This window comes from Pseudomonas aegrilactucae, from assembly GCF_019168305.1.
GTDB lineage: Bacteria > Pseudomonadota > Gammaproteobacteria > Pseudomonadales > Pseudomonadaceae > Aquipseudomonas > Aquipseudomonas aegrilactucae.
Map to the genome: position 1 here is coordinate 111,149 of NZ_JAHTBI010000001.1, position 16,921 is coordinate 128,069.

Consider the following 16,921-nt stretch of genomic DNA (forward strand, 5'->3'; position numbering starts at 1 on the left):
GGCGGCTCGATGAAACGAAATTGATAGCGTATGGAGTCTGACCATGCAGCATGAATCCCACGCCCACGGCATCGACATGTCGGCCCTGGGTCGTACCAAGCAGAGCCTGCAGCTGGCCAACGAGACCGTGGCCATCGAAGTGCCCGGCCTGAGCCTGTACTACGGCGAGAAGCAGGCGCTGTTCGACGTCAGCCTGAACATTCCCAAGCAGCGCGTGACCGCCTTCATCGGCCCGTCGGGCTGCGGCAAGTCGACCCTGCTGCGCACCTTCAACCGCATGAACGACCTGGTGGACGGTTGCCGGGTGGAAGGCGCGATCAACCTCGACGGCAACAACATCTACCGCAAGGGCGAGGACGTGGCCGAGCTGCGCCGTCGCGTCGGCATGGTGTTCCAGAAGCCCAACCCGTTCCCCAAGACCATCTACGAGAACGTGGTGTACGGCCTGCGCATCCAGGGCATCAACAAGAAACGTGTACTGGATGAGGCCGTGGAATGGGCACTCAAGGGCGCGGCGCTGTGGGAGGAGGTCAAGGACCGCCTGCACGAGTCGGCGCTGGGGCTGTCCGGTGGTCAGCAGCAGCGTCTGGTGATTGCCCGTACCATCGCGGTCGAACCTGAAGTGCTGCTGCTCGACGAGCCGTGCTCGGCGCTCGACCCGATCTCGACGCTGAAGGTCGAAGAGCTGATCTACGAGCTCAAGTCCAAGTACACCATCGTCATCGTGACCCACAACATGCAGCAGGCGGCACGGGTCTCGGACTACACCGCGTTCATGTACATGGGCACGCTGGTGGAATACGGTGACACCGACACCCTGTTCACCAACCCGGCGAAGAAGCAGACCGAAGACTACATTACCGGTCGCTACGGCTAGGCCCGGTTGCAGCAACGACTGATCACTGCGCTCGAGCGCACCTCACCGGACGCTCCAAGGATTCTTCATGATCGACAAAGACAGCCTTACCCATCACATCTCCCAGCAATTCAACGCCGAGCTCGAGGAAGTGCGCAGCCACCTCCTGGCCATGGGCGGGCTGGTCGAGAAGCAGGTCAACGACGCGGTCACCGCGCTGATCGAGGCCGATTCGGGCCTGGCCCAGCAGGTGCGCGAGGTCGATGAGCAGATCAACCAGATGGAGCGCAACATCGACGAGGAGTGCGTACGCATCCTGGCCCGGCGTCAGCCGGCAGCGTCCGACCTGCGCCTGATCATCAGCATTTCCAAGTCGGTGATCGACCTGGAGCGCATCGGCGACGAGTCCACCAAGATCGCCCGCCGCGCCATCCAGCTGTGCGAGGAGGGCGAGTCGCCGCGCGGCTACGTCGAGGTGCGCCACATCGGCGACCAGGTGCGCAACATGGTGCGTGATGCGCTCGATGCATTTGCCCGTTTCGACGCCGACCTGGCGCTGTCGGTGGCGCAGTACGACAAGACCATCGACCGCGAGTACAAGACCGCCCTGCGCGAGCTGGTGACCTACATGATGGAAGACCCGCGTTCGATTTCGCGGGTACTGAGCGTGATCTGGGCCCTGCGTTCGCTGGAGCGTATCGGCGACCACGCGCGCAACATCGCGGAGCTGGTGATCTACCTGGTGCGCGGCACCGACGTGCGTCACCTGGGCCTGGCGCGCATGAAGCAAGAGGTCGAGGGCACGGGCGAAAAGGCTAATGTTCCGGGCAAATCTGACGATAAGTAAGACTGCCCCGAGAATGAACGCCCGGCCTTGGCCGGGCGTTTTCGTTTGCGGCAGCGCAACAGCAGGCACCCGCGAACGAATAATCTGAGTCCCGGCGTGACCGAAGTTTTGGCAAATGGCCATCAGTCAACGTTATGCTAGCCGGGTCTTGAAGGAGTGGCGATGAGTAAAGTCAGTGTTCTGGTCGTGGATGACGCGCCGTTTATCCGTGACCTGGTTAAAAAGTGTCTGCGCAATTATTTCCCCGGCATCGTCATCGAGGACGCGGTCAACGGCCGCAAGGCCCAGGTGTTGCTGGAGCGTGAACGTTTCGACCTGGTGCTGTGCGACTGGGAAATGCCCGAGATGTCGGGCCTGGAACTGCTGACCTGGTGCCGTCAGCAGGAAGCGCTCAAGGCCATGCCGTTCATCATGGTGACCAGCCGTGGCGACAAGGAAAACGTGGTGCAGGCGATCCAGGCCGGCGTTTCGGACTTTGTCGGCAAGCCGTTCACCAACGAACAGTTGCTGACCAAGGTGAAGAAGGCGCTGACCAAGTCGGGCAAGCTCGATACCTTGCTGGCCAGCGCGCCGACCCGTGCCACCTCGGCGTTCGCCAACGACTCGTTGTCGGCGTTGACCGGCGGCAAGGCCGAGACCGTGCGCCCGGCAACCGCTGCAGCGCCGGTAGCGGCGGCCAAGCCGTTGATCAATGCACCGCAGCCGGGGACCGCCAAGGCCGCACCGTCGTCGGGCCGTGGGCAAGGTCAACTGCGCCTGTCGAGCGGTAACCAGGCGTGCATGATCAAGGCCTTGAGCCTGAAGGAAGCCTTGCTGGTGGTGCGCCGTGGCGACGTGCTGCCGCAGATCCTGGAAGGCGCGGTACTGGACCTGGAACAGGGCGACAACGCCGAGATCGCGCGCCTCAACGGCTACCTGCATGCGGTCGTGGCGGTGGAGTCCAAGCCTGACAGCGACTGGCTGCAGCTGACGTTCCGCTTTGTCGACCAGGACGCGCAGAAGCTCGACTACCTGTCGCGCCTGATTGCCCGCGGTACGGCGCAGAAGCACTTCGTGCCGGGGGCCTGACAGGCCTTTGTTGCCTGTGCTGGCCTCTTCGCTGGCAAGCCAGCTCCCACAGGGTTTTGCGGTGTACACCCAGCCCTGTGGGAGCTGGCTTGCCAGCGAAGGGCACACCGTTGATCGTGCGACATGCGCTGTAACCCGCCCAGCCACACCCTCGCCACGTTCACCTGCTAGGCTTGCCCAGAGCTAACCTGTCAGATGGCCACTACTCATGCCGCCACACCTGCTGCTGTTCTGCGCCTTGCTGTTGGTTGCCGGCCAATCCTGGGCCATGACCATCTACAAGAACACCGACGCCTCGGGCGTGGTGTCCTACTCCGACCGCCCCAGCCCCGGCGCCCGGGCACTGGTGTTTCGTGATCGCATGGTCGAGCAGCTGGGCCAGCAGGTGCAGTTGCAGGTCAGCAAATACCCCAATGGCGTGCGCTTCAGTGCGCGCAACCAGCTGTATGCCCCGGTCGAGGTAGAGCTGCGCCTGGAGCGACTGGACAATGTGCAGAACCTGGCGCCGCGCATCGTCAGGCGGGTCGTGCCGGCACGCTCCACGCTGCTGCTCACGGCCCTCACCGCGCGCCAGGGCGGCAAGCCGGTGGGGTATCGTGAACAGTTCAACTACGCCCTGGGCAACCCGCAGCAGCGCAGCCTGGCCTATCGCTACCCGTTCCCCTGGCGCGGCGGCCCGTTTCGTCTGACCCAGGGCCCCAATGGCAAGTACAGCCACTTCGGCCCCAAGGGCCGCTACGCAATGGACATCGCCATGCCTGAAGGCACGCCGATCATCGCGGCGCGGGCAGGGGTGGTGATCAGGACCGAGAACAGCCAGAGCGGGCGCGGCACCAACCCGGCCGGCAACTTCGTGAGGATCCTGCATGCCGACGGCACCATGGGCGTGTACCTGCACCTGATGCGCGGGTCGGTGGTGGTCAGCGAGGGGCAGCGGGTGGCCTATGGCACGCCACTGGCCAAGTCCGGCAATACCGGCAACAGCAGCGGGCCGCACCTGCATTTCGTGGTGCAGCGCAACGTGGGGCTGGCACTGGAGTCGATCCCGTACCAGTTCAACCAGCCCATCGGCGGGCTGCCGAGCTTTACCGCCGGCAACCCGTGAGGCGACTCAATCGAGCTTGAGCACCTTGGCCAGCACGATCTTGGGCCCTTTCATCTTCTTGATGATGATGCGCAGGCCGTCGACTTCCAGCACTTCTTCCTCTTCCGGCACGCGCTTGAGCGTCTCGTAGACCAGGCCCGCGAGGGTTTCGGCCTCGATATGGTCCAGGTCCACGCCGAGCAGGCGTTCGACCTTGAACAGCGGTGTATCACCGCGCACCAGCAGCTTGCCAGGCTGGTAGGCGAGAATGCCGCGTTCGGTCTTGCGGTGTTCGTCCTGGATGTCGCCCACCAGTACTTCGAGCACGTCTTCCATGGTCAGGTAGCCGATCACCTTGCCGTCAGCCTCTTCGACCAGGGCGAAGTGCGCGCCACCTTTACGGAACTGTTCCAGCAACTGCGACAGCGGCATGTGCCGCGACACCCGCTCCAGCGGGCGGGTCAGCTCGGCCAGGTTGAACGACTCGGGCAGGTGGTCCAGCGCGGCCAGCTCCAGCAGCAGGTCCTTGATGTGCAGCAGGCCGACGAATTCGCCGCTTTGGGCGTCGAGCACCGGGTAGCGGCTGAACTTGTGGCGGCGGAACATCGCGAGGATTTCCTTGAGCGGCGCGTTGGCATCCAGGCTGACCATGTCTTCGCGCGAGTTGGCCCAGTCGACCACTTCCAGTTCGCCCATCTCCACGGCCGAGGCCAAGACGCGCATGCCCTGGTCGCTGGGGTCCTGGCCACGGCTGGAGTGCAGGATCAGCTTGAGCTCTTCGCGGCTGTAGTGGTGCTCGTGGTGCGGGCCGGGCTCACCCTGGCCGGCAATGCGCAGGATGGTGTTGGCGCTGGCGTTGAGCAGGTAGATGGCCGGGTACATCATCCAGTAGAACAGGTACAGCGGCACCGCCGTCCACAGCGACAGCAGCTCGGGCTTGCGGATCGCCCAGGACTTGGGCGCCAGCTCGCCGACCACGATGTGCAGGTAGGAAATCACGAAGAAGGCGCTGAAGAACGACACACCCTTGATGACTTCGGGTGATTGCACGCCCACCGCCGCCAGCAGCGGCTCGAGCAGGTGCGCAAAGGCCGGCTCGCCAACCCAGCCCAGGCCCAGCGAGGCCAGCGTGATGCCCAGCTGGCAGGCCGACAGGTAGGCGTCGAGCTGGCTGTGCACGGTGCGCAGGATGTGCCCGCGCCAGCCGTTCTTCTCGGCAATCGATTCCACCCGGGTCGAGCGCAGCTTGACCATGGCGAACTCGGCCGCAACGAAGAATCCGTTGAGCAGAACCAGCAGCAGAGCAAAAAGAATCATGCCGAAATCGGCGAACAGTGACGCGAGGGTGATACCAGGGGAAGGGTCCATGATGGGGTTTTACGGGGTCCGTCTTCTGAGCAAAGGGAATGCAGCAATGCCAGCAGGGGCTGGCGCGAGTCAGCCAATGTAGCGGCTGACCGCACAAATTTAAAGGGCTGCAGCTCAGGCGGTCGCGCGCGGCGCTACCTGGATAGGTGCGAAATGGCAGGTGAAGGTGCTGCCGTGGCCCGGCACGCTGCTGATTTCCAGGCGCGCACGATGGCGCAACAGCACGTGCTTGACGATCGCCAGGCCCAGGCCGGTGCCGCCGGTGGTGGAGTTGCGGCTGGAGTCCACGCGGTAGAAACGCTCGGTCAGGCGGGGCAGGTGCTTGGGGTCGATGCCGATGCCCGAGTCCTGCACGCTCAGGTGCGCGCCCTGTTCGTCGGCCCACCAGCGGATGCGGATCTGGCCTTCGTCCTGGGTGTACTTGACCGCGTTGAACACCAGGTTGGAGAACGCGCTGCGCAGCTCCGCCTCGCTGCCCTTGAGGCGGATGCCCGGCTCGGCCTCCAGGCTGATGCGCTGGTTGCGCTGGCCGGAAAGCGCCTGGGCGTCGCTTTTGATCGACTGCAGCAGCGCATCGATGGGCACCGGCTGGTTGTCGGAGGGGTAGTCGGTGGCTTCCAGCTTGGCCAGCAGCAGCAGGTCGTTGAGCAGGGTCTGCATGCGCACGCCCTGCTGCTGCATCTGGGTCAGGGCGCGGACCCAGCGCGGGTTGACCTCTTCGACGTTGTCGAGCAGGGTTTCCAGGTAGCCGGCAATCACGGTCAGCGGGGTACGCAGCTCGTGGGACACGTTGGCGACGAAGTCCTTGCGCATCTGCTCGAGCTGGTGAATGCGGGTGACATCGCGCACCAGCATCAGGTGTTCGTTGTTGCCGTAGCGGGTGATGTGCAACTGCACGCGCAGGCGGTCATTGATGGGCGAGGGGATTTCCAGCGGCTCGAGGTAGTTCTCCTGCTCGAAGTACTCCTTGAAGCGTGGGTGGCGCACCAGGTTGGTCACTGGCTGGCCGCTGTCCTGCGGGGTCTTGAGGCCCAGCAGGGTTTCGGCGGCGCGGTTCCACCACTCCAGGTTGCCGTCGCTGTCGAGCATGATCACCGCATCCTTGAGCGCGGCGGTGGATTCCTGCACACGGTCGATCACCGCCTGCAAGCGGCCGCGCACGCGCTGGTCGCGACGTTGCAGGTGGTAGATGCTGTCGAACACTTCGCCCCACAGGCCGTAGCCATCGGGAGGGGCTTCGTCGGGCTTGTGCTGGCGCAGCCATTCGTGCAGGCGCAGCAGTTGCTTGAGGGTCCAGCCCAGGTAGGCCGCAAGGCCGATGGCCAGGCTCCAGCCGTAGTAGCCGCTGACCAGCCCGGCCAGCAGGCAGACGGTGGTCAGCAGCAGCATGTGGCGAATCAGGGTGCCATGCCAGTTCTGGTTCAATTAACGACGCGTCCTTTCAATTGCCTTGGCGATATGCAGCGGTTCAGCTCTTGGTCGAGAACCGGTAGCCCGTACCGCGCACGGTTTGTACCAGATTTTCGTAGGCTTCACCCAACGCCTTGCGCAGGCGGCGGATATGCACGTCGACCGTGCGCTCCTCCACATACACATTGCCGCCCCACACCTGGTCGAGCAGTTGGCCACGGGTGTAGGCGCGCTCCTGGTGGGTCATGAAGAACTGCAGCAGGCGGTATTCGGTAGGGCCCATTTCGGCCGGCTTGCCGTCGATGGTCACGCGGTGGCTGATCGGGTCGAGCAGCAGGCCGCCGACTTCGATCGGCGCCTCGCTGTCGCCGGGGCCTGCGCGGCGCAGTACGGCCTTGAGCCGGGCCACCAGTTCGCGCGGCGAGAACGGCTTGGTGATGTAGTCGTCGGCGCCGACTTCCAGGCCCTGGATCTTGTTGTCTTCCTCACCCTTGGCGGTGAGCATGATGATCGGGATGTCACCGGTCAGTTCGTCGCGCTTGAGGCGTCGCGCCAGCTCGATGCCCGAGGTGCCGGGCAGCATCCAGTCGAGCAGGATCAGGTCGGGCTTGCGGTCGACGATGATGGCATGGGCCTGCTGCGAGTTCTCCGCCTCCAGGCAGTCATAGCCGGCCATTTCCAATGCAACGGCGATCATCTCGCGAATCGGCGCTTCGTCGTCAACGATCAGAATGTTCCTGCCAACCATGCTCAAACCTCTTCCCATTCAGGTGTCTTGGCCCGCATTAGATAACGGAATTATTGCAGTCGTGTGACAGGTCGTGTGGGTGGGCGGCAACATTCCTTGGCTGAGCTAGGCTTTAGCTCCCACCCATCACCAAAAACGGTGAGTCCAATGACACGACATACGCTGAACTGGATGGCCCTCGTGACTGCCCTGGCGCTACCGGGCCTGGCCCTGGCCGATCATGCCATGGAGAAGGGCGGCATGCTGGTGGATCATGCCGGCATGACGCTCTACACCTTTGACAAGGATGCCGGTGGCAAGTCCATGTGCAATGGCGAGTGCGCGAAGAACTGGCCGCCGTTGATGGCCAAGAGCGGCGAAAAAGCTGACGGCAAGTGGACGCAGATCACGCGTGATGACGGCTCGATGCAGTGGGCCTACGACGGCAAGCCGCTCTACACCTTCGTCAAGGACAAGCAAGGTGGCGACATGACCGGCGACGGCATGAAAGACGTGTGGCACGTCGCCAAGCCTTGACCCCGTGAGGTTGCGCTGGCTGCCGCACGGTGGTCAGCGCAGGGCGTAATCGAGCACCACGCCGATGAACACCAGCAGGCCGGCCCAGTGGTTGTGCAGGAAGGCCTTGAAGCAGGCGTCGCGCTCCAGGCTGCGGGTCGACCAGTATTCCCAGGCAAAGCACAGCGCCGCGCCCACCAGCCCGAGGTGGAACCCGCCGCCCAGCTCGAAACGGTTGCCGGCCATCAGCAGGCAGCCCAGCGACAGCAACTGCAAGGTCAGGATGATGGTGCGGTCGGCCTCGCCGAACAGGATCGCGGTGGACTTGACCCCGATCTTCAGGTCGTCGTCGCGGTCGACCATGGCGTAGTAGGTGTCGTAGCCCACGGTCCACAGCAGGTTGGCGATGTACAGCAGCCAGGCGATGGCCGGCAGCTCGCCGGTGGCCGCGGTAAAGGCCATGGGAATGCCCCATGAATACGCAGCGCCCAGCACCACCTGTGGATAGTAGGTATAGCGCTTCATGAACGGGTAGCAGGCCGCCAGCGCCACCGCGCCGAACGACAGCCACACGGTCTGTGCATTGGTGCACAGCACCAGGGCAAAACTCACGCCGAGCAGAATCGCGAACAGCACCAGCGCCTCGCGGCCGCTGATCCTGCCGGCGGCCAGCGGGCGTTCGGCGGTGCGTTTGACGTGGCCGTCGACCTTGCGGTCGGCGAAATCGTTGATGGCGCAGCCGGCAGCGCGCATCAGCACCACGCCCAGCACGAAAATGAGCACGTTGGCCACGCTGGGCGAGCCCTTGGCGGCGATCCACACGGCTGTCAGGGTCGGCCACAGCAGCAGGTAGATGCCGATCGGTCTGTCCATGCGGCTCAGCTGGATGAAGTCCCAGGCCCTGGGGTGCAGGCGGTTCAGCGACTTGAGCAGGCTCAGGTACATCAGCGGTCCTCCAGGCGGGTGTCGGTGGCCTGCCACAGGGCGGGCAGGAAGATCTCGGCCACCAGGATGCTCAGCGCGCCCTGATCGAAGCGCGAGCGGCGTGCCCACAGGCCGTCATGGCGCTGCTCGGCCGGCAGCCAGGCGGCCGGGTAATGGCACACCTCGATGGCCTGGCGTACAAAGCCTGGGCTGCAGAACAGCAGCTCGCCCAGTGAACGGCTGCCCAGCGCCTCCATGTCCAGGCCGCCCTGCTGCAAGGCGCTGCGCGCCGCCACACTGCGCGCGTACACCCACGCCTGGCCGTGCCCGCGCAGGTACACCTCGCGTACCCAGCCTTCGCTGCCCGGCGCCAGCCCAAGGCGCGTGCACTCGTCGGTGCGCAGCGGCTGCCAGCCTTCGTACAAGGGGGTCACACTGAAGTGATCGGCGGACAATCGGGTCAGGCGGCGGGTCAGCGAGCCCTGGTCGAACAACCAGTCGCGGGTCAGCGGGTCGACGCTGTCGGCCAGCGGCGATTGCTGCTCGAGCCATGTGAGGGCGGGCACTTGCGAGGTTTCGTACGGCACGGTCGGTATGCGGTTACAAGCCAGTGAGGCGCCGAGCTTAGCATGTTTGCAGGTTGCGACTTGCATCGTGCCACCAGCCTCAGTACAAAGCCCCCTGACGATCCATGCAGCGCCAAGACTGTAATGATCACGACCGGTGTGCGTCTGATTTAAGCGAGGAGAACGATCATGAAAAAGTGGCAGTGTGTGGTGTGCGGGCTGATCTACAACGAAGCCGACGGCTGGCCGGATGACGGCATCGCGCCCGGTACCCTGTGGCAGGACGTGCCTGAAGACTGGCTGTGCCCGGATTGCGGCGTGGGCAAGATGGATTTCGAGATGATCGAGATCAACTGATCAATTTTTGTACTGGGTAGAGGAGGCAGGGCATGACCGATCCGGTGGTGATAGTCGGGACAGGGCTGGCGGGCTACAACCTCGCCCGTGAATTTCGCAAGCTCGACGGCGACACGCCGTTGCTGCTGATCAGCGCCGATGATGGCCGCTCGTACTCCAAGCCGATGCTGTCCACCGGCTTTGCCAAGCACAAGGACGCCGATGGCCTGAGCATGGCCGAGCCCGGCGCCATGGCCGAGCAGCTCAAGGCCCAGGTACACACCCATACCCGCATCAGCGGCATCGACCCCGGCCACCAGCGCCTGTGGGTCGGCGAGGAGCAGGTGCGCTACCGCGACCTGGTGCTGGCCTGGGGCGCCGAAACCGTGCGGGTACCGGTAGAGGGCGATGCGGGGGATGCGATCTTCCCCATCAACGACCTTGAGGACTATGCGCGCTTTCGCAGCGCCGCCGCTGGCAAGCGCCGGGTACTGATCCTGGGGGCCGGGCTGATCGGCTGCGAGTTTGCCAACGACCTGCACCTGGGCGGTTTCGACATCGATGTGGTCGCGCCTTGCGAGCAGGTCATGCCGACCCTGCTGCACCCGGCTGCCGCCGCCGCTGTACAGGCCGGCCTGCAAGGGCTGGGCGTGCGTTTTCACCTGGGCCCGGTGCTGACCCGCCTGCAGCACATGGCCGATGGTCTGGAGGCGCACCTGTCCGACGGCAGCGTGATCGCCTGCGACCTGGTGGTGTCGGCCATCGGCCTGCGCCCGCGCATCGACCTCGCGGCGGCAGCGGGGCTGCAGGTCAACCGTGGGGTGATGGTCGACCGTCATTTGCGCACCTCCCACGCCAATATCCATGCGCTGGGCGACTGCGCCGAGGTCGATGGCCTCAACCTGCTGTACGTGATGCCACTGATGAACTGCGCCCGTGCACTGGCGCAAACCCTGGTCGGCAACCCGACGGCGGTGAGCTACGGGCCGATGCCGATCACCGTGAAGACGCCGGTGTGCCCACTGGTGGTCTCGCCGCCACCGCGTGGTCGTGAAGGCCAGTGGCGGGTCGAAGGGCAGGGCGCCGACCTGAAAGTGCTGTGCCATGACGCCGATGGCAACCTGCTGGGCTATGCCCTGACCGGTGCGGCGGTAATGGAAAAGCTGGCGTTCAACCGTCAGCTTCCACCGTTGTTGGCGTAAATAGCTGTCGTTCTGTCGGATATACCCTGCTTTTGCCCGCACAATGGCCGCCCAGAGACTGGCGCGGCCCTTGGCGGCGTGCCATTCTCACACCCGTCTGCCGCAGTTTAGAGCCTGCGGTGCCTTAGGCGCTGCCGCGAAGGCAGCACGGCATAACAACAAAAAATTCCGTCAGAGGGGCTTCACCATGCGTAAACCAGAACTCGCTGCAGCCATTGCCGAGAAGGCCGACCTTACCAAGGAGCAGGCCAACCGCGTGCTCAATGCGGTGCTAGAAGAAATCACCGCAGCTCTGCACAAGAAAGACAGCGTGACGCTGGTGGGTTTCGGCACGTTCCTGCAGCGTCATCGTGGTGCGCGCACCGGCAAGAACCCGCAAACCGGTGAGCCGGTGAAGATCAAGGCCAGCAATACCGTTGCGTTCAAGCCAGGCAAGTTCCTCAAGGACAGCGTCAATCCGTAAGGGCGCGGGCCACTGACTGTGTCGAAAAGCGGGCACCCCAAGCGGTGCCCGTTTTTGTTTGTGCGTCGGCCCCTTCGCTGGCAAGCCAGCTCCCACAGTTACATCGCTGCCCTCAAGAACAGTGGCGCACCGGTGGGAGCTGGCTTGCCAGCGAAGGGCGCGCCGCTTTCGGTTGCCGTCCCCTGCGCTTGTGACTAGCATACGCCGCCGCCGACACCGCGCGGCGGTGTTCCAGGGAGGGAGCGGCATGATCCACTCGTCACGTATCGAACCTGTCGGCTCGCGCCCGTGAGCTGTACGCCTCCCTATCGCATCTACCTGTGGCTGCCCTGGGTCTGCCTGGTCACGCTGCTGGGCCTGGAGGCCTACCAGTACGGTCTGCAGGTGACCCATTTCGAACAGTTTGTGCAGATCCACCTGCTTGGCTTCGGCCTGCTGGGCTACCCCTTGTTCGCGCTGTGGGCCAGTCGTCGATTGCACCTGGCACCCAGCCGCCTGTGGTGGGCGCCTGTGTTGTGCATCCCGTTCTACGCATTGCCCTGGGTGCTGTATGGCCTGGTCTATCTGCTGATGGGGCGCATCGTCGGCCTGGGCATGATGCTGATGTGGCTGGCCTTTCTCCCGTACCTGCTGGGTGCAGGCTACTTTTTCGTCTTCCTCGTCGCGCTGCTGCTGGCCGCGCAAAGGCGCCTGTGCAATGGACCTTGAACTGAAGAATTACCTGGCAGGCCTGGCCGACAGCAACCTGTTCGGCAGCCTGGCGATCCTTTGCCTGCTGGCGCTGCTGCTTAACCTCAGCGAACGTCGGCGCAACACCCTGTGGGTACGCGTGCTCACGCTCGCCTGCCTGCTTGGCGTGGTGTTGCTGCACGGGGTGGGTACGTACTGCATGAATACCCAGGTGCCGTGATGAAGGTGTGCATCGGCTTGCTGGTGGTGGCCGCGCTGGCTATTGGGCTGACGACGCCTCTGCCTGGCAACCTGTTCATGCTGCTGATGGACCGTGACAACTTCATCCCGCCCCAGTCCTCGCTGTTCACCTTCGAGCCCTCTCAGGTTTCCCAGGGCTCCTCGAACTACTGGCTGTACGGCGAGGACGACCACTACTACTACCACTTCACCTACGAGCCGGCCCATCCCTACCGCTACATCGCCAAGGACAATCAGTGCCCGGCGTTCGACCGGGATGATGTGCGCAGCTGGTGCAATGCGCTACAAGGAACGCCGCTGCAATGAAGCGACAATTGCTGATCAATATCCCCCTGCACCTGCTGGCGATCGTGCTGTATGGGGTGCTCAACGACATCGCGGTGGACTGGTACAAGGGCTACTACGGCGGCTTCACCGCCCGAGGCGTGGCCTCCGGCAGCATCGTGTTCCTGGTGATGTGGGTGTTCGTGCCGCTCAATGGGGTGCTGCCCCTGTTGACCAACTGGAAGCTCAAGTACTGGCTGGTGGCGGCGCAGGTGGCGCTGATCCTGTGGTGGCTGCTGCCGGAGCACCCGGTGCGGGCGTACTTCTTCAGTTGCCTGGCAGGCGGCCTGAGCCTGGCGGCGGTGCTGGCCTCGCACGGGCTGAGGCGTAAATGAGCAGGCCGACGGTAAAGCAGCAACTGTGGCGCTGGCTGGTCGTGCTTGGCGTTGCGGCGTGGATCGGTCTGCAGATTCACGCGTTGCTCCAGGCCCCTGGTGGTACGTCGTTCGTCAGCGAGTCGGGTCGCTACCGCTTCCAGAACGTGCCAGCACGCAGTTGGCTGATACCGTTCGGCGGCATGGGCTACCTGCGCGTGACCGATCGCGAGCGCCCTGGCGAGGTATGGCGCACGCCGCTGTATGACCTGCAGTCACTGGATATGCGCGACTTCGAAGACGAAGGCAAAGTGGGGATCTACTGGATCACCTTCTACAAGGCTGACCGCCATTTCGACATCGCCATGCCTCAATGGGAACCGCACTGGCTGAACAGCTTCATCGCCAATACCGATTACGAGGTCGCCGAAGACCAGGCCCGCTGCCGCAAGCCCGAGCATCTGGTGCGCTATATCTGGGACTTGTGGCTGTGGCTGGTGTGGGTCAGCGACTACCCCTGCACGCAAACCGAGTACTACATCAATCCGCCGCCGGTGTACCGCCCATGAAATGGAATGTTCTGATGCTGATGGCCGGTTTGCTGGCGAGCGCGTGCGCGAAGGCCGCACCCGCTTGCCCTGAGGGTGACTTTCCCGCGTTTGTCGAGGCGTTTGCCGAGGACACAGCGGTTCAAACGGCATTTACTGCGCACACCCTGGTGCAACAGCGCGTGTATCGCGGCCCCAATGAGCCGCAACTGGCCGTGCGCAAACTGGAGCCGGCCCTGCATCCGGACCTCTCATGGCTGTCGGCCACCCAATTGGCCGCCAACCAGCTGGTAGTCGACATCCAGCTACCAGACCGCGTGTATGTGCGCGATCAGCTTGGGCTGACCCTCAAGGCGTTCATCTTCACCCGGGCCGATTGCTGGACCCTGACGCGTGTAGAAGACTGGTCGCCCGCTGCCGCGCTGCGCCTCGGCATCGCAGGGCCGGGCGCACAAGCCCAGCTGCGCGGGGACGCCTATGAGGCGATGGCCAACGGCGTGGATCCTGTCGATCCGCAGTTGCACGTCGCCGCGCTCAACAGCTACCTCGACGCAGCACAGCAGGGCTCGAGCACGGGAGCTTACAGGGCTGCGGCGCTCAGCCTCTCTGGCATGGCGCCGCGGCTGAGCAATGCGCGCATCGAGCAGCTGCTGGACGGCGCCGTGGATACGTATCCCCCGGCAGGCTCGTTTCTTGCCACCTTCTATTGCGATGAGGGCGAGCCCCAACCCGAAGGTACCTGCCTGCACCCGCAAAAGGCGTTGCAAGCGCTGCGTCGGTGGGCGGCATCGGGCGGCGAGGCGGCGTTCAAGGAACTGGGTCTGGCCTATGAGCGAGGTGCCATCACGCCCGCTCAGCCTGCTCGGGCACTGGCGTGTTATCAACAGGCAATCAGGCAGGGCGAGGACGCGGTGCAGGTCGACGCTCAGCGCCTGACCGACCGGGGTGTCGTCGTCGATGAGCGCCAGCCATGCCTGTGATCCTGCTGGCGCTGCTGCTGATGAGCGTGGGCGTTCAGGCTGCGCCCAGCTGTCCGAGTCAGGATTTCACCACGTTTTTCAATGCGTTTGCAGAAAGCACCGAGCTGCAGCACGCCTTTGCCGCGCCCACGCTGAGCGAGCAGGGCATGCCGTCGGACCTGACGCAGTTGTCCATGGCGCGGGTGGTGGCGAACGGGCGGGTACGTGAAATCGTGCTGCCTGACAGGGTGTACCTGCGCGACCAGCGCGGCGAAGTGCTGCAGGCGTTCATCTTCGAGCAGGCAGGGTGCTGGACCCTCGAGCGGTTCGAGGACTGGGCGCCGATGATTGCACTCACGTCTGTCGATACTGCTCAGCGGGGCCAGCGTGCGCTGCTGCGCGGCAAGGAATACGAGCGGATGGGCATGGACGCGGACGCTCCGCTGGACGATCAACTACTCCTGGCCGCGCTCAACAGCTACCTCGATGCTGCCGCCCAGGGCTCTGCCGAGGGCGCCTACGGCGCTGCGGCCATCAGCCTGTCGGGTATGGCGCCACGCCTGACCAACGAGCGCCTCGAACAGCTGCTGCTCACCTCGGCGGCCACCGTGCCCGAGGCCGCGCTGCTGCTGGCCAATTTCTATTGTGACGAGGGCGCGCCGCGCCCCCCTGACAATATCTGCCGCCACCCGCAGAAGGCCTTGAGGGCTTTGCGTCAATCAGCGGCCCTTGGATTGGGTAATGCCTTCAACGAACTGGGTAGCGTGTATGCGCGCGGCGAGATTGCCCCGGTACAACGTTCGCGGGCGCTGGCGTGCTACACCGAGGCGGCAGCGCATGGCGCAGATTGGGCTGACTTCAATGCCCGGCAAATGATCAGACAGGGCGCACGCGCCGACGAGGCCCAACCATGCCTGTAGCACAAAACTGGCGCGAGTGTCTGGACGACCCCGCGCTGACACCGCCAGCCCCCTGGCAGAGCTTTCCCGAGCTTGATCCGAGCGGTCTGGGCAGCCTGCAGGGCGACTTCGAACAGTACTGGCGCTTTTGCTGGTGGCCGTTCTGGAGCCGGCTTCCCAAGCCCCGTCAGCAGGTGTACCTGCTGCGCAATGCGGCACCTGCCGCGTGGGTCGAGTACCTGGCCTACATCGAGACCCACGGACAGCCAGCCCCCGAACTCACGGCGCTGCCCGAGCACTGGCGTGCCGACAGCCCGGTCACCAGCCGTCAGTTGCGGCGCTGGGTGCTGCCGGTGGTGGTGCACCTGTTTGCCGTGGCCGCCTATGTGGCGCTCAACGGCACGCTGGTCGGCTGGTACAAGCAGTACGCCGGTGGGTTGACCTCGCGCGGGGTGTCGATCGGTCTGGCCATGTACCTGGTGTTCTGGTTCTTTGCCGGCATGAACCTGCTGATCGCCTTGTTGCCACGCGTGTGGGGCAAGGTGCAGGCCACCGTGTTCATGGTGGCGATCATCGGCTTCTACCTGATGCCGGATCATCCACTGCGGGCACTGTTCTACACCGCGCTCTCAGGCGGCGTGAGCCTGCTGGCCATCGGTGTCGATGCGCAGTTGCAACGCTACTTCCTCAACCTCACGCTCAAGGGTTCGAAATGAAGCATATCCGCCACGCCATCGCCTTCGCCTTGTCACTCTCGCTGGGTGGTATGGCGATGGCTGCGCCGCCCACCGAAAAAACCCTCGAAGGGGCGGGCGGGACCAGGTTGCTGTTCTCGGACTGGAGCGTGGAAGAGAACGGCTTCCACAAGGTGCAATGGCAACGCGCCGATGGCCAGGGGTTCACCTTGTATTCGCACGAGTTCGCGCGTGATGCGCTCGATGGCAACCCATCAGCGGTATCGCCCGATGGCCGCCTGGTGATGCTCCACCGTCTGCGCCAGTCCGGGCGGCAGTTCACGCCGCCCACCCTGCGCTGCGACATGGTGTCGATGGAGACTGGCTGCGTACTGGCGACGCGGCTGGGCGAATACTGCATCGGCCGTTGGGACAACGGCACCTGGCAGGTCGACTACAAGGGCCCCTGGCCGACCGTGCTGCAAACCCTGAAGCCTGCGAAGGTGGCGGGCCTGCTGCAGGACAGCGAGAACCGCGAGATACCCAGGCGTCACGCCATATTGGCCGAAGAGGTGTACATGGGCCTGGATTCCTATATGGCCTGCCACGCGCCGAAGGACAACGTGCCCGGCTACAACGACATGGGCTACCTGATCGGCGACGACTGGTATCCGGCCCTGGTGCTGCGCATCTACCGCGCCATCGAACCCTTCGCCGACGGACGCCGGGTGCTGCAACTGAACATTGCCGACATCCTCTGGGCCTTCGGCAACTCCCGCGAAGCGGGCCAGTACTACGCGCGTTACCAACAGCAGATGCGTGAGTCTGGCGCGGCGCAGAAGATCCCGGCGCGGGTGCAGTTGCGCCTGGATGCACTACCCGCTGCCGCCGAGGAAAAATAGAGAC

The 16,921-nt window shown here is 64.3% G+C and carries 22 protein-coding genes; 17 read left to right on the forward strand and 5 right to left on the reverse strand.

What is annotated here, in order from left to right:
- Positions 1–43 precede the first annotated feature (43 nt).
- From pstB to KUO17_RS00530, 4 genes are all read left to right on the forward strand, one after another.
- Positions 44–877: a phosphate ABC transporter ATP-binding protein PstB gene (gene pstB, locus KUO17_RS00515; protein ID WP_217973104.1), complete on the forward strand. Its 834-nt coding sequence runs from the start codon at positions 44–46 to the stop codon at positions 875–877.
- 67 nt (positions 878–944) lie between these two features.
- Entirely contained in the window at positions 945–1,703 is a 759-nt protein-coding gene (gene phoU / locus KUO17_RS00520; protein ID WP_217973105.1) for a phosphate signaling complex protein PhoU, read from the forward strand.
- Positions 1,704–1,865: 162 nt separating this feature from the next.
- Entirely contained in the window at positions 1,866–2,771 is a 906-nt protein-coding gene (locus KUO17_RS00525) for a response regulator (protein ID WP_217973106.1), read from the forward strand.
- 208 nt (positions 2,772–2,979) lie between these two features.
- A complete protein-coding gene (locus KUO17_RS00530) occupies positions 2,980–3,876 on the forward strand; it encodes a peptidoglycan DD-metalloendopeptidase family protein (RefSeq protein ID WP_217973107.1) in 897 nt (298 codons plus the stop codon).
- A 6-nt stretch (positions 3,877–3,882) separates the two neighbouring features.
- Here KUO17_RS00530 and KUO17_RS00535 read toward each other — a convergent pair whose 3' ends face one another.
- From KUO17_RS00535 to phoB, 3 genes are all read right to left on the reverse strand, one after another.
- Positions 3,883–5,223, reverse strand: coding sequence for a hemolysin family protein (locus KUO17_RS00535; protein WP_217973108.1), 1,341 nt, complete (start codon positions 5,221–5,223; stop codon positions 3,883–3,885).
- A 114-nt stretch (positions 5,224–5,337) separates the two neighbouring features.
- Positions 5,338–6,612, reverse strand: a complete 1,275-nt coding sequence (gene phoR, locus KUO17_RS00540) for a phosphate regulon sensor histidine kinase PhoR (RefSeq protein WP_255263337.1) — start codon at positions 6,610–6,612, stop codon at positions 5,338–5,340.
- A gap of 79 nt (positions 6,613–6,691) precedes the next feature.
- The gene (gene phoB, locus KUO17_RS00545) at positions 6,692–7,381 is read right to left on the reverse strand and encodes a phosphate regulon transcriptional regulator PhoB (RefSeq protein ID WP_217973110.1); all 690 of its coding nucleotides are present in this window, start codon (positions 7,379–7,381) and stop codon (positions 6,692–6,694) included.
- Between the two features lie 147 nt (positions 7,382–7,528).
- On the opposite strand from phoB, the gene KUO17_RS00550 reads away from it, so the two are divergent.
- The gene (locus tag KUO17_RS00550) at positions 7,529–7,897 is read left to right on the forward strand and encodes a COG4315 family predicted lipoprotein (protein ID WP_217973111.1); all 369 of its coding nucleotides are present in this window, start codon (positions 7,529–7,531) and stop codon (positions 7,895–7,897) included.
- A gap of 33 nt (positions 7,898–7,930) precedes the next feature.
- Here KUO17_RS00550 and ubiA read toward each other — a convergent pair whose 3' ends face one another.
- Complete coding sequence (gene ubiA / locus KUO17_RS00555; RefSeq protein WP_217973112.1) at positions 7,931–8,821, reverse strand: 4-hydroxybenzoate octaprenyltransferase; 891 nt, start codon at positions 8,819–8,821, stop codon at positions 7,931–7,933.
- Entirely contained in the window at positions 8,821–9,387 is a 567-nt protein-coding gene (locus KUO17_RS00560; RefSeq protein ID WP_217973113.1) for a chorismate--pyruvate lyase family protein, read from the reverse strand. The genes ubiA and KUO17_RS00560 overlap by 1 nt, the downstream gene beginning before the upstream one ends.
- A 168-nt stretch (positions 9,388–9,555) precedes the next feature.
- Here KUO17_RS00560 and KUO17_RS00565 point away from each other — a divergent pair, with 168 nt between their 5' ends.
- The 12 genes from KUO17_RS00565 to KUO17_RS00620 all read left to right on the forward strand — a co-directional run bounded on the left by KUO17_RS00565 (position 9,556) and on the right by KUO17_RS00620 (position 16,917).
- Positions 9,556–9,723 carry a rubredoxin gene (locus KUO17_RS00565; RefSeq protein ID WP_007954349.1) on the forward strand — a complete coding sequence of 56 codons (168 nt, stop codon included), beginning with the start codon at positions 9,556–9,558 and terminating at the stop codon, positions 9,721–9,723.
- 32 nt (positions 9,724–9,755) lie between these two features.
- The gene (locus KUO17_RS00570; RefSeq protein WP_217973114.1) at positions 9,756–10,904 is read left to right on the forward strand and encodes an NAD(P)/FAD-dependent oxidoreductase; all 1,149 of its coding nucleotides are present in this window, start codon (positions 9,756–9,758) and stop codon (positions 10,902–10,904) included.
- A 187-nt stretch (positions 10,905–11,091) separates the two neighbouring features.
- Positions 11,092–11,367 carry an HU family DNA-binding protein gene (locus KUO17_RS00575; RefSeq protein ID WP_163950203.1) on the forward strand — a complete coding sequence of 92 codons (276 nt, stop codon included), beginning with the start codon at positions 11,092–11,094 and terminating at the stop codon, positions 11,365–11,367.
- 288 nt (positions 11,368–11,655) lie between these two features.
- Positions 11,656–12,075: a hypothetical protein gene (locus tag KUO17_RS00580; RefSeq protein ID WP_217973115.1), complete on the forward strand. Its 420-nt coding sequence runs from the start codon at positions 11,656–11,658 to the stop codon at positions 12,073–12,075.
- Complete coding sequence (locus tag KUO17_RS00585; protein WP_217973116.1) at positions 12,065–12,277, forward strand: hypothetical protein; 213 nt, start codon at positions 12,065–12,067, stop codon at positions 12,275–12,277. Before KUO17_RS00580 ends, KUO17_RS00585 begins: the two co-directional genes overlap by 11 nt.
- A complete protein-coding gene (locus KUO17_RS00590; RefSeq protein ID WP_217973117.1) occupies positions 12,277–12,603 on the forward strand; it encodes a hypothetical protein in 327 nt (108 codons plus the stop codon). The genes KUO17_RS00585 and KUO17_RS00590 overlap by 1 nt, the downstream gene beginning before the upstream one ends.
- On the forward strand, positions 12,600–12,956 hold the full coding sequence (locus tag KUO17_RS00595; protein ID WP_217973118.1) for a hypothetical protein: 357 nt from the start codon (positions 12,600–12,602) through the stop codon (positions 12,954–12,956). The genes KUO17_RS00590 and KUO17_RS00595 overlap by 4 nt, the downstream gene beginning before the upstream one ends.
- Positions 12,953–13,504, forward strand: coding sequence for a hypothetical protein (locus KUO17_RS00600; protein WP_217973119.1), 552 nt, complete (start codon positions 12,953–12,955; stop codon positions 13,502–13,504). Before KUO17_RS00595 ends, KUO17_RS00600 begins: the two co-directional genes overlap by 4 nt.
- Positions 13,501–14,463 carry an SEL1-like repeat protein gene (locus tag KUO17_RS00605; protein ID WP_217973120.1) on the forward strand — a complete coding sequence of 321 codons (963 nt, stop codon included), beginning with the start codon at positions 13,501–13,503 and terminating at the stop codon, positions 14,461–14,463. Before KUO17_RS00600 ends, KUO17_RS00605 begins: the two co-directional genes overlap by 4 nt.
- Positions 14,454–15,362, forward strand: a complete 909-nt coding sequence (locus tag KUO17_RS00610) for an SEL1-like repeat protein (RefSeq protein ID WP_217973121.1) — start codon at positions 14,454–14,456, stop codon at positions 15,360–15,362. Before KUO17_RS00605 ends, KUO17_RS00610 begins: the two co-directional genes overlap by 10 nt.
- Positions 15,353–16,057 carry a hypothetical protein gene (locus tag KUO17_RS00615; protein WP_217973122.1) on the forward strand — a complete coding sequence of 235 codons (705 nt, stop codon included), beginning with the start codon at positions 15,353–15,355 and terminating at the stop codon, positions 16,055–16,057. The genes KUO17_RS00610 and KUO17_RS00615 overlap by 10 nt, the downstream gene beginning before the upstream one ends.
- Complete coding sequence (locus tag KUO17_RS00620; protein ID WP_217973123.1) at positions 16,054–16,917, forward strand: hypothetical protein; 864 nt, start codon at positions 16,054–16,056, stop codon at positions 16,915–16,917. Before KUO17_RS00615 ends, KUO17_RS00620 begins: the two co-directional genes overlap by 4 nt.
- Positions 16,918–16,921 lie beyond the last annotated feature (4 nt).

What these genes read in the sequence shown, in the direction of transcription:
- KUO17_RS00535 (WP_217973108.1), bottom strand. Translation starts at nt 5,223, where the DNA reads ATGGACCCTTCCCCTGGTATCACCCTCGCGTCACTGTTCGCCGATTTC.
- KUO17_RS00585 (WP_217973116.1), top strand. Translation starts at nt 12,065, where the DNA reads ATGGACCTTGAACTGAAGAATTACCTGGCAGGCCTGGCCGACAGCAAC.
- ubiA (WP_217973112.1), bottom strand. Translation starts at nt 8,821, where the DNA reads ATGTACCTGAGCCTGCTCAAGTCGCTGAACCGCCTGCACCCCAGGGCC.
- KUO17_RS00605 (WP_217973120.1), top strand. Translation starts at nt 13,501, where the DNA reads ATGAAATGGAATGTTCTGATGCTGATGGCCGGTTTGCTGGCGAGCGCG.
- phoB (WP_217973110.1), bottom strand. Translation starts at nt 7,381, where the DNA reads ATGGTTGGCAGGAACATTCTGATCGTTGACGACGAAGCGCCGATTCGC.
- KUO17_RS00525 (WP_217973106.1), top strand. Translation starts at nt 1,866, where the DNA reads ATGAGTAAAGTCAGTGTTCTGGTCGTGGATGACGCGCCGTTTATCCGT.
- KUO17_RS00590 (WP_217973117.1), top strand. Translation starts at nt 12,277, where the DNA reads ATGAAGGTGTGCATCGGCTTGCTGGTGGTGGCCGCGCTGGCTATTGGG.
- phoR (WP_255263337.1), bottom strand. Translation starts at nt 6,612, where the DNA reads ATGCTGCTGCTGACCACCGTCTGCCTGCTGGCCGGGCTGGTCAGCGGC.
- KUO17_RS00565 (WP_007954349.1), top strand. Translation starts at nt 9,556, where the DNA reads ATGAAAAAGTGGCAGTGTGTGGTGTGCGGGCTGATCTACAACGAAGCC.
- KUO17_RS00610 (WP_217973121.1), top strand. Translation starts at nt 14,454, where the DNA reads ATGCCTGTGATCCTGCTGGCGCTGCTGCTGATGAGCGTGGGCGTTCAG.
- KUO17_RS00575 (WP_163950203.1), top strand. Translation starts at nt 11,092, where the DNA reads ATGCGTAAACCAGAACTCGCTGCAGCCATTGCCGAGAAGGCCGACCTT.
- KUO17_RS00595 (WP_217973118.1), top strand. Translation starts at nt 12,600, where the DNA reads ATGAAGCGACAATTGCTGATCAATATCCCCCTGCACCTGCTGGCGATC.
- pstB (WP_217973104.1), top strand. Translation starts at nt 44, where the DNA reads ATGCAGCATGAATCCCACGCCCACGGCATCGACATGTCGGCCCTGGGT.
- KUO17_RS00550 (WP_217973111.1), top strand. Translation starts at nt 7,529, where the DNA reads ATGACACGACATACGCTGAACTGGATGGCCCTCGTGACTGCCCTGGCG.
- KUO17_RS00600 (WP_217973119.1), top strand. Translation starts at nt 12,953, where the DNA reads ATGAGCAGGCCGACGGTAAAGCAGCAACTGTGGCGCTGGCTGGTCGTG.
- KUO17_RS00570 (WP_217973114.1), top strand. Translation starts at nt 9,756, where the DNA reads ATGACCGATCCGGTGGTGATAGTCGGGACAGGGCTGGCGGGCTACAAC.
- KUO17_RS00615 (WP_217973122.1), top strand. Translation starts at nt 15,353, where the DNA reads ATGCCTGTAGCACAAAACTGGCGCGAGTGTCTGGACGACCCCGCGCTG.
- KUO17_RS00530 (WP_217973107.1), top strand. Translation starts at nt 2,980, where the DNA reads ATGCCGCCACACCTGCTGCTGTTCTGCGCCTTGCTGTTGGTTGCCGGC.
- KUO17_RS00620 (WP_217973123.1), top strand. Translation starts at nt 16,054, where the DNA reads ATGAAGCATATCCGCCACGCCATCGCCTTCGCCTTGTCACTCTCGCTG.
- phoU (WP_217973105.1), top strand. Translation starts at nt 945, where the DNA reads ATGATCGACAAAGACAGCCTTACCCATCACATCTCCCAGCAATTCAAC.